Origin of the sequence: Cupriavidus yeoncheonensis (assembly GCF_905397275.1) — a bacterium.
Taxonomy (GTDB): domain Bacteria; phylum Pseudomonadota; class Gammaproteobacteria; order Burkholderiales; family Burkholderiaceae; genus Cupriavidus; species Cupriavidus yeoncheonensis.
In genome coordinates, this window is record NZ_CAJPUY010000052.1 from 1 (window position 1) to 8,814 (window position 8,814).

Below are 8,814 nucleotides of genomic sequence, written 5' to 3' on the forward strand. Positions count from 1 at the left end.
ACGTGTTCTCCGATGGTGCCCGCATCGATTCCAGGGACATCTACACGGACGGCGCCCGCAACTAGGCCCTGCCGCTTTCCGCGCGCCCGATAGCAAATGCCTTGTTGAGGAGCAGATTGCGCAGTTCGAGTGGCGACCTTGGCTTTGCCATCAAGGCGTCAGGACAGTGTCAAGGAAGCGGAATCGCTTCCCGATGCGAGGCTCGATTTTGGTCTACATGAAATTGCTATGAGCACCAAGGAAGTCGTGCGCAGCATGGATGAAGCGCGTTGAGCCAGTGCAAGCAGCCCGTATCAAGGACTTCAATATGGATACACACGATATTTACGCAAAGCTGAGGGAGCGCGGCAAGCATGCGCGCTCCGCGTTCTGTCTGGCCCGGATTCCGCTTGGCGCGTGCGTCGAGATTGAGTTGACTTTCGAGGTTGCCAGCGGGCATGACCTCGCTTGATGAGGTGGAGAGGAATATGTCAGAGAATATAAATTCGCGTCGTCGCGGCTTCATGGGCAAGACAGCCGTGGCGCTTGCCGCCGCCCAGTTCGGCGTGCTCGGCTCCGCCAGGGGCCAGGCACGTTCGCCGAATTCGGCGATCCTGCCTTCGGCCAGGCCGGGTACCCATTCATCGTTTGCGTCGATGAAGCAGATCAACGCCGGGCTGCTCAATGTCGGCTACGCCGAGGCGGGGCCGGTCGACGGACCCGCGGTCATCCTGCTGCACGGCTGGCCCTACGATATTCATAGCTTTGTTGATGTCGCGCCGCTGTTGGCGTCGCGCGGGTATCGCGTGATTGTCCCGTATCTGCGGGGCTACGGTACTACGCGTTTCTTGTCGCAAGAGACAATGCGCAACGGCCAACCGACAGCCGTGGCTGCCGATATCGTCGCGCTGATGGATGCCCTCAGTATCCGGCAGGCGACACTCGCCGGGTTCGATTGGGGGGCGCGCACCGGCGATATCATCGCGGTGCTGTGGCCGGAGCGCTGCAAGGGTCTGGTGTCGGTAAGCGGCTACCTGATTGGGAGTCAGAAGGCCGGTGCGTCGCCACTGCCGCCCGAGGCAGAGTTCCAGTGGTGGTACCAGTTCTACCTTGCAACGGATCGCGGGCGGGCCGGCTATGAAAAATACACCCACGATTTTGCCAAGCTGATCTGGAGGCAAGCCTCGCCGAGGTGGAAGTTCGATGACGCCACGTTCGAGCGGAGTGCGTCGGCCTTCAACAATCCGGACCATGTCGCCATTGCCGTTCACAATTATCGCTGGCGGCAAGGTCTTGCCTCTGGCGAGGCAAAGTACGAAGCCTTTGAGCAGCGACTTGCCTTGGCGCCGTCCATTGATGTGCCAACCATCACCATGGAAGGCGATACCAACGGTGCACCGCACCCACCGCCCAGCGCCTACGCGGGCAAGTTCACCGGGAAATACGAGCACAGGACTATCACGGGGGGCATCGGCCATAACCTTCCCCAAGAAGCGCCCCAGGCATTCGCACAGGCCGTGATCGACGTCGGCAGGCTTTAGTGCGGCAGACCCGGAGTCCAAACGCGCAATGGCGGCCCACCGATGCCGACAGAAGGTCAGCAACGACAATCTTTTCGGCAACGTGGCGCCAGTGCGGGACCGGTTGTGTCTTGAGACTGTGCAGGCGAACGCGGCCTGCGCCGTTTTACCGAGGTTTCCCCCTCATGCGAGCGCAATATGAACGAAACCGTATCGAAGACCGGGCGCCGCCCGACTAGCGGCTCGTCGAGACTGTCGACTGCGGCACTAGCAGGATGTGCGGGCATCACGGTCAATACCGCGCTGTTGTTCGTCGCCGACCACTTCAGGCTCGTCACCGCGCGCGGCGGATTGTTGACGCTGCTCGCACAGACGCTCGGCATGTCAGCATTACCGCTTGTCAGGCTTTACGCGTTCCAGCAGGTCTTCCATATCGCCGTCGGCATCGCGATGGCCGTGTTCTACTCGTTCACGTTCGCGAGGCTCCCTACCAGCGCGCTGATCAAAGGTCTTTTATACGCGCTCGCTGTATGGCTGTTGAATGCATGCATGGTTCTACCGCTGATCGGCCAGGGGTTCGCAGGGCATAGCGTGCTCACGGCAGGCGGCATGCTGTTCTTCGCGATCGCGCACACAGCATTCTTTGTCGTCACCGCACTACTCTATCAGCGCTGGCAGGAACACTAATTGCGTCCCGCAAGAAGCTTTATTAATGGTACAAGATCCCGTGGGATCTCCTGTAGCTGGCCTCCGATCCTGCTCAGAGCCTAGCCTGGGCGGGCACACCGCTCGTGCGGCCCGCTACTAATTCACTTGGCCCCTCTTTCCCGCTATCTGTCTGGGCGGGAAGTTGCATCTCACACGTCGAGGAGCACGGCAAGCCTGTTGTCACTTTCCTGCACAGCAGTCAAAGGGAATAGTCTGCTCGATGCGCTGATTGGTACCTGCTGGCTGTCCGTGAATTCTGTCGTTAGCTGCTTGCCCATGAAACGGGCTTTCGCATTTGCGGATGACGCGATGAAGGTGATTAGCGAGAGAACGTCTGTTGTCTGCTGCTGAGCGGCCATTTGAACGCCTGCGGGCACACGCCAACGAACGACAGGAGATGGCCGGCTACGGCCGACCGTGACGTGCGGCTGGTAAGTGGTGGCTCCCCTCACTTAACCGCGACTCGAAATCTTGTGGTCACAACGGGCGCTTTCCTGGGCGTAACGCTTCGAGGGATTGGAGAAGCTTCATCAGGGCGCCAATATCGACGGGCTTCACCAGATGGGCATCGAAGCCTGCTTCCCTTGACCTGCGGCGGTCTTCTTCTCGTGCCCATCCACTCACTGCAATGAGTGTGATATTCGTGCCCCAAGGCTGCGATCGAATCTGGAGTGCGGCTTCGTGGCCGCTCATTGTCGGCAAGCCAATGTCCATCAGGACGACTTCGGGGCGGTACTGTTTGGCCGCTGCGATCGCTTCGATTCCATCATGAGCAATGCGAGTCTGATGACCACAAATCTTCAGAAGCTCAGCCAGCGACCACGCCGAGTCCCGGTCGTCATCGACCACCAGAATTTGCAGGGATGCGATTTCCGGCGCTTCTGTCGGGGGCGTCCGTCTGACTGCGTTGACAGCGGAAGCGCCCGATGGCAACGGCAGATGCACGACAAACTCACTGCCACGAAACGGCCCGTCACTAAACACTTCCACCCGGCCGCCATGCATCTCGACTAGTTGCTTGACGAGCGCCAGGCCAATGCCTAACCCACCCCGGGACCGCTCACGCGATGTGTCAACCTGCATGAACAGATCAAAGACCGAAGATAACGCATCGGCGGGAATGCCGATGCCATCATCCTTCACGCTGACAAGCACTTCTTTACCGCGCGGGGCGGCGCTGAGGCACACGTGGCCGCCGTGTTCGGTGTACTTGTATGCGTTGCTGATGAGATTGTCGAAGATTTGTGTGAGACGCACGGGATCTGCATCGAGCCAAATGGGTCCGCTGGGAATATCCAGGTTCACCACGCGCTCCAGTTCCTGCGCAACCGGTCTGCATGTTTCAATGGCGTCGCGAATGACAGTCTGCAATTCCACACGGTCGATGTGCAACCGCAATCGACCCCGTGTGATGCGGTTGGTGTCGAGCAGATCGTCAACAAGACGCACAAGGTGATGCAGTTGCCTGACTTGCGCCTCGCGTGCACGGTCGGTCTCTGCATCAGGCTGCCCCAGGATATGCATCGTGTTGCTGATGGTTGCGAGAGGTCCGCGCAACTCATGGGCGAGAATATTGAGGAACTCATCCTTGCGCCGATCCGCCTCACGTAGCGCTTCCTCACTCGCTTCAATTCGCTTACGGGAATGGACATGCTCGGAGATGTCCCGAAAATAGCAAACGACGCCATTGCGGCCGTCGGGCAGCGGGATACGATCGAGCTTCCACTCGTAGTATTCGGTAACTCCGCGATCGATACGGCTTTCCGCCCATTCTCTCGCCACGTAGGGTTCGCCAGTGTCGAGCGTATGACGGAAGGTGCGGACGATGTCGTCCGCCTGTTCCTTTTTCCAGAGCAGGTGAATTACGTGGTCGAAGCTACTTCCGATCACCCCTCCCGGTATATCTCCGATAGCTTCGAGCGCAGTCGGATTGGCCTCACGTATGACCAGATCGGCATCGACCACGTAGACGCCGAGCGGCGCCTGGTCGAGCAGCGTCTTGAACTGCATGCTGCGCTGGCTGAGCGCTGTTAAAGCTTCGCGGCGGAACCGCGCCATGCGTAGATGCGTTTTGACTCTGGTCAGCAACTCTCGGGCGGTGAATGGCTTGACCAAGTAGTCATCGGCGCCGGCCTCCACCCCCTCCAGAAGGCTCTCTTCCCCGGCACGCGCCGACAGCATAATGATGGGCAGATGTGCCGTTCCTGGCTCGGCGCGCAGTGCGCGCAACAGTCCGAAGCCATCGAGGACAGGCATCATCACGTCGGTCAGAACGAGCTCAGGACAGTGCTGTCGAATCCGCTCGAGTGCCGCGTGACCGTCGGCGGCCAGTTCGACCTCGTAATGCTTCTCCAGGAGGCGCTTCAGGTACTGCCTCATGTCGGCGTTGTCGTCCGCCACCAAAATACGGGGACGACCGGCGCTACGCTCGTGGGGCAGGTGCGTGTGAGGTTGGTCGGGCAGGGCGGTAGCCGTGGGTGCGGCGTGCCCGACGGTCTCAGGATTATCCGGCAACCAGCGCAGCGCTTCCTCGATGAAGGGCCGTGTACCTGTCGATGAGCCGTGGATATCGTCGTTGCTCCTGATGTGCTTGAGAGGCAGATGCGACGTGCCCGTTGGTACGTCGACAATAAAGGTGCTACCTCTGCCCAGTTCGCTCTCGACATGGACGGAGCCGCCATGCAGCCTGACGAGTTCCATCGTCAGCGCAAGTCCGATTCCCGTGCCCTCATGCGTGCGCCCGTTCGTGCCGTGTACGCGGTGAAACCGCTCGAATATGTGCGGAAGTTCGTCGGCCGGTATGCCCGTGCCCGTGTCGGCGACGCGAAGCTGCGCCTTGTCACCGACTGCTCGCAGGCTCACGGTGATGCCGCCTGCAAGCGTGAATTTGAACGCATTCGACAAGAGGTTGAGGACAATCTTTTCCCACATGCTCCGGTCGACGAACACGGATTCCGGCAGGGTCTCGCAATCGACGGTCAGGGTCAGTCCCGCGTGCTCGCAGGCCGACTTGAATACGCTCGCCAGGTCCTCCGTGAAGCAGGCGAGGTCGCTCGGCTCGTACATCGCCTGCATGCGACCCGCCTCGATGCGCGAGAAATCGAGCAGCGAGTTGACCAGCCGCAGCAAGCGCAGTCCGTTCCGCTCGACAAGGGTCAGGTCATGCTTCGCCGCTGGTGACAGCTCGTTGGCCCGGCGTACCAGCAAATCTTCTACCGGGCCGAGCATGAGCGTGAGCGGCGTTCGAAATTCGTGGCTCACGTTCGAGAAGAAGGTCGTTTTGGCACGATCCAGTTCGGCCAGTGCCTCGGCACGCTTCTTCTCCTCCTCGTAGGCGCGTGCATTGGCGATGGCTGTTGCAACCTGCGCTTTTGCGAGGTCGAGGAAATCCCGATAGCGCTGGTCCCACTTCAACCGCGCACTGACCCCAGCCACCATGAACCCTGCGGGCTTCCCGCCCAGGCTGGAGGGGATCGTCGTGACAAATGCCGAGTCTGGCGGATCGCCCCAAGGCCCCGCAGGTACCGTCGCGAACTTCTCGCCGAGATGGGTGACGAGCACCGGCCCGTCGTCCAATGCCTGGCGAAATGGCCAGCCGTTGTCTCGCACGGCTTTCAAGTCCACGGACTTCGGACAGATATCCTTGCCCGCTTCGATGCCGACCGCGGTCGCCAGGCGCGCGTGGTGACTACCCGGATCGATCAGGTACAGCAGCACGAAGGGCACATCCTTTGCGTAGGCGGCGAACGTTTCGGTGGTCATCGCACATGCGTCCTCGGCCGTCTTCGCATCAGCAACGCCCGCTCCCAGGTCGCGCAGCATGTTGACCCGTCGTTCTCCAACAACCTTTTCCGTTATTTCGTGAACCGTGGCAAGGACGCCACCGATCCCGCTGGGGACGGTGTCGTCGGGAACCGGACTGTAGGCGATGGTGAAATGGGATTCCTCGCGAAAGCCATAACGATTGACCTCGAGGAAAATGTCGTCGTCCCACGTAGCGGGTCCACCGTGGAACGGACGGTCAATCAGCGGCTTGATAACGTGCCAGATCTCCGGCCAGCACTCTCTGGCGGGTTGTCCAAGTGCACGACCCGGATGCTTTGTACCTGGGATCGGGCGGTATGCGTCGTTATAGAACTGGATGTAGGAGGGTCCCCACCAAAGGATATGGGGAAACCGGTTGGCCAACATGATCCGGACCATGGTCCGCAGTGTGGGTGACCAAGCATGGGCCGGCCCGAGCGGTGTCGCGGCCCAGTCGAACAAGCGGATGCGCTCGGCCATTTCGCCTGACGGCCCGCCAAGGGTGTCGTCTAGAGGCTGACCATTAGAGGTCGTATCGCTCATACGTTCACAACAAGTGGAAACGGCTTGGCAGGGAGACGCAGTATCAGTCTGCCTTCAAGGCAGGGACCGACATGTTAAATAGATTTTATCGCACACCGGAGTAGTGAACCTCTGATGATTTGCGCCGGCGATGTTGCGAATGGGTCTCCCGGCGTGCTGACGGTTTCGTCGTTGCTTCCCCTCGGCAGCCATCTCGATTAGCATTATTTGTGCTTAAAGCGACACTTTCGTGATCGAGCGACAGGCTCGGCTCGTTGGCCGCAGCGCGCTAAACGGAAAGTCTCTAGGTGAAGGTTTTGCTGTGTTGTTTCACCCCCGACTACCTCGGCGGCGCCGAGCAGGCTGCCGTCAACGTGCGGGAGATCGAGGTCTGGAAGCGCGTGGCCAGGGAAGCCAACATCACGCTGGACTGACTGCTCATGCGTGGCCTCGCGGATGTAAACGGTCATGCTGGTGCGGAACTGCTGTCCCCGGAACTGGAGGTCGCGTTGCGCGCCCATGTCATGCGCCGGAAACTGGCTAAGCACGAAGTACTGTTCACCTATGGCTCGTCGCCGGAGGCGCTGTTCTGCGTGGAGCGCGGACGCATGCGCTTCAGCGTGACGGCGGCCAACGGCCGTGAAGCGGTGCTCAGCGTGCTGGAGCCCGGGCAATGGTTCGGCGAGGTTTCGCTGTTCATGGACGCGCCGCGCGTCTATGACGCGCGCGCGGTGGTCGATTGCGAGGTGCTGATGGTGCCCGCGCGGGCGTTCCACGCCATCGTCGACCATCACCCGGCGTTCCTGATGGAATTCACGCGACTGATCTGCCGGCGCTATCGCTGGGCGCTGGAGTGGATCGACGAGACCATCCTCCAACCGTTCGTAGTGGGGATGCGGAAATGTAGACAGGACCGCGTCGAAGTCCTGCCGGATCTCGTCGGCAAAGTGATCGCGAACCACGCGTTCGCGAAGCGCGCGCAGGTCTGCACCAGGGGTTGTGGTCGTCATCGAAGTCTCCGTCGCACTCTTGTGAGGGGCACCGCCGTGCGATATTGGATGGCAGTGCTCCGGGGGGATTATCGGCATGGGAGCCGAAGAAGACTGTCGTGGATTGGCGTTTCAGTGCTGGCGTATTGGAATGTCCGAAAACTGATCCCTATCAGTCGTTTGTCCTGATCGGGCGAGCGGCGCCTCATGGCCGAGACGGGTCGTGGATTCAACCGCTCGGTCGGAGCTGGGCGAACGGCTCCGGCCCTGTGGAGGCTAATGCGAAAACGCACACGAATCGAAGGTCAGCGCGAAGTGGGGGCATGCGCCGGTGTGGATTTCGAGTAAAACCGGATATGGAGACATCCGCGGGTAGAGTGCTACGTGGGGCGCACGCATCAAGCGGAGCTCAGGAGGACATCGATGACATTCGACTACCGCTGCATGCTGTACGCACTGATGCTGGTGACGGCTGGCACGCATGCCGAGGAGGACTTGCAGAACCGCGGTCATGACCCGTTCTTCCAGGTCTCCTCTGCGATTTCCAACTGCCCGGAGCCCGCAGGCCCGCGTGTGAACGAAGCCGAGTGGAAGCGCGAATCACATCACCGCGTCGAGCATGGCAACCACTGTTGGCTGGAAGGGCGCTGCCGCCTGCCGAATGCCTTCGCTTATGACGAGGAGATTGCCGACAGCGCGCGACGCCGGCTGCAATGGCTGTCGGCCAACCTGGCGGGGTGGCGGCAGAGTACCTTGTGGGTGACGGTGTGGCAGCGTTGGTTGCTGGTCCAGGGCTGCGTGTCACCGGACTTTCCGCTGGCACCATTCATGGCCGCCCTACGCGAGGTTCCCGATGTCGAGCGCGTCATCGATGAAACAACTGCGCATCCAGAGCGGGGGGTGCCATATGCGCAGTTCCGCAAGGGCTCATCATCGCAAAGCAGCATGAAAGCGGACGCGGTCAACAGCCCGGTACCGTAGACCGGAGAGCGCATGTCCATGTCGGCTCAGCCTTGCGGTGCAAGGGTATCGAGACGCGAAATCATTGTGTCACCGACGAAAACCGCGTTGCGCGGGCTGCCAGGGAAACAGAGCAGCAAGGTCTCAGTCCGGCCACTTACCGTCATCGGGCCGGACGACTGTTGTGGCCGATGAGCCGTCGTTCGATCTCCAAGGACGATGGAGGTGTCAGGAATTTTGTGTGCTGAGGTCGGTTAAAGAATCTCAGCTCATGGCGGAGGTGAATCGCTCGCCAAACAGAATGGCGAACTGATTGACTGCTTGCCGCCAAG

Annotated in this window: 8 protein-coding genes; 6 read left to right on the forward strand and 2 right to left on the reverse strand. The window is 60.6% G+C overall.

The annotated features are described in order from the left end of the window. Positions 1 to 259 precede the first annotated feature (259 nt). The 3 genes from KHO22_RS32130 to KHO22_RS32140 all read left to right on the forward strand — a co-directional run bounded on the left by KHO22_RS32130 (position 260) and on the right by KHO22_RS32140 (position 2,186). Positions 260 to 451 (forward strand): hypothetical protein, encoded by a 192-nt coding sequence (locus KHO22_RS32130; protein WP_211951236.1) that lies wholly within the window; start codon positions 260 to 262, stop codon positions 449 to 451. Between the two features lie 16 nt (positions 452 to 467). Beyond that, positions 468 to 1,520, forward strand: a complete 1,053-nt coding sequence (locus KHO22_RS32135) for an alpha/beta fold hydrolase (protein ID WP_211951230.1) — start codon at positions 468 to 470, stop codon at positions 1,518 to 1,520. Positions 1,521 to 1,697: 177 nt separating this feature from the next. Further along, positions 1,698 to 2,186: a hypothetical protein gene (locus tag KHO22_RS32140; RefSeq protein ID WP_211951231.1), complete on the forward strand. Its 489-nt coding sequence runs from the start codon at positions 1,698 to 1,700 to the stop codon at positions 2,184 to 2,186. A gap of 170 nt (positions 2,187 to 2,356) precedes the next feature. On the opposite strand, the gene KHO22_RS32145 is transcribed toward KHO22_RS32140, so the two are convergent. Then, entirely contained in the window at positions 2,357 to 2,566 is a 210-nt protein-coding gene (locus KHO22_RS32145) for a hypothetical protein (RefSeq protein WP_211951232.1), read from the reverse strand. Positions 2,567 to 2,684: 118 nt separating this feature from the next. Further along, the gene (locus tag KHO22_RS32150; RefSeq protein WP_211951233.1) at positions 2,685 to 6,554 is read right to left on the reverse strand and encodes an ATP-binding protein; all 3,870 of its coding nucleotides are present in this window, start codon (positions 6,552 to 6,554) and stop codon (positions 2,685 to 2,687) included. A 287-nt stretch (positions 6,555 to 6,841) separates the two neighbouring features. On the opposite strand from KHO22_RS32150, the gene KHO22_RS32770 reads away from it, so the two are divergent. From KHO22_RS32770 to KHO22_RS32165, 3 genes are all read left to right on the forward strand, one after another. Beyond that, a complete protein-coding gene (locus tag KHO22_RS32770) occupies positions 6,842 to 6,967 on the forward strand; it encodes a hypothetical protein (RefSeq protein ID WP_268914554.1) in 126 nt (41 codons plus the stop codon). Between the two features lie 6 nt (positions 6,968 to 6,973). Further along, positions 6,974 to 7,711 carry a Crp/Fnr family transcriptional regulator gene (locus KHO22_RS32160; RefSeq protein ID WP_211951234.1) on the forward strand — a complete coding sequence of 246 codons (738 nt, stop codon included), beginning with the start codon at positions 6,974 to 6,976 and terminating at the stop codon, positions 7,709 to 7,711. Positions 7,712 to 7,945: 234 nt separating this feature from the next. After that, the gene (locus KHO22_RS32165) at positions 7,946 to 8,503 is read left to right on the forward strand and encodes a BON domain-containing protein (RefSeq protein WP_211951235.1); all 558 of its coding nucleotides are present in this window, start codon (positions 7,946 to 7,948) and stop codon (positions 8,501 to 8,503) included. The last annotated feature ends 311 nt before the right edge of the window (positions 8,504 to 8,814 follow it).